This is a genomic window from Streptomyces sp. NPDC051133, from assembly GCF_040682635.1.
Taxonomy (GTDB): Bacteria; Actinomycetota; Actinomycetes; order Streptomycetales; family Streptomycetaceae; genus Streptomyces.
Window position 1 is genome coordinate 1 of record NZ_JBFBBK010000237.1, and the last position, 1,345, is coordinate 1,345.

Annotated in this window: 1 protein-coding gene and 1 pseudogene; both read left to right on the forward strand. The window is 66.7% G+C overall.

What is annotated here, in order from left to right; translation table 11 throughout:
- The first annotated feature begins 243 nt into the window (after positions 1-243).
- Positions 244-570: a Brp/Blh family beta-carotene 15,15'-dioxygenase gene (locus AB0N17_RS46715; protein WP_366017733.1), complete on the forward strand. Its 327-nt coding sequence runs from the start codon at positions 244-246 to the stop codon at positions 568-570.
- Positions 571-901: 331 nt separating this feature from the next.
- Positions 902-1,345, forward strand: a pseudogene (locus tag AB0N17_RS46720) (hypothetical protein); the annotation flags it as partial.

The following is a 1,345-nucleotide window of genomic DNA, read 5'->3' on the forward strand; positions in this document are numbered from 1 at the left end:
CTGCACCGACGGAACCCGGGTTCGCGTGTGTCATGAGTGATCAAGCAGTGACGGCTGTCGGCGCGTACCTTCATGAAGGTGCTGGTCTGGCAACCCGCCGAACGCATCACCGGCCACCTTTCGCTGCGCGGTCGGCACCCGGCAGGAAGGAGCCGATGGCAACAGCCGACCGTCATATGCTCGATGCCGCGGGCATCACCGACCCCGCGCTGCGCCGGGCCTTCGCCCGCTGCCGCCACCTGCATGCCCGCCCTGACGCCCCAGGCCCCCTACGCCGTCAGTGCCGGGATCGCAGTCGCAGGCATCGCACTGGGACTGCCGCACGGAGCCGTTGATCACTTGCTGCCACCGCGCCGTACCTCGGCACGCCGCGCGTTCTTGTCGTTGTGTAACTATGTGGCCGCGGCAACCGCCATGGCGGCCGTCGTCATGGAGTGGCCCCGGATCGGACTGCTGGTTTTCTTGCTGGTCAGCGCCATACACCTCGGAGCAGCAGACTCGGCCTTCCACGCCTGGCGGTCGAGACGGCAGTGGAAATGGGTTCCTCGCTGCGATGGCCGACGTCTATGAGGAAGGCCCGTTGGGGACAAGTAGCCTGCTCGCCGCACTGGTTGCTGCTCTCACCGTGCCCACACCTTGGAGGTTCTTCGGTTCGATCGCATGATGCTGTCCTCGGTTGCTGCTGCCGCACTCAGTACCACGGCGCGGGCGTAGATCCCCGGGTGCACAGGGTGGCGGGGTGCGTTGTGCGTTCAGACGCCGTTGTACGGTGCCCAGAGGATCGCCCTATTTGCAGAACACCGCGAGATCAACGAAGCCCGGGGGCCACGGCTGCCCGCCTGGCCTTGTAGACGATGAAGTCTGCGAGCTGGGTGAAGGCCCAGGAGTGGGGTGTGACCCGTTGGGGCTTGCGAAGCCGTACCCTCTGCCGGATTCCCGTGACATCTTCCAGGGAGAGTCCGGCCGAGGTTCGTTCAGCCTCGGTCACGATCGTCTTGGCGATGGTATGGCTGGTGTTCCTGACGTGCCGGGCGTGGCGGCGGGAGCGCTCCTTCAGCCGGCGTTTCGCGGACTGGGTGTACTTCTTCTGGAGCTTGGCCCGCAGGGCAAGCTGACGCTTGCGGTAGCGGTAGCGGGCCGCGGCCGGCAGCGTGACGGGATCTTCTACCTGACCGCCACCAGCGAGGTCCCCGAGGCCGAGCAGTACGAGCCGGACGGCTTCATCGGCGTGGACCTCGGCATCGCCAGCATCGCCACCACGTCCACCGGCTACCAGGCCTCGATCAGGTCCGACTCGCCCTTGCGGTACTTGCGGAGCGTCTTGAGCGCGTCGGCGGGAGCAGAC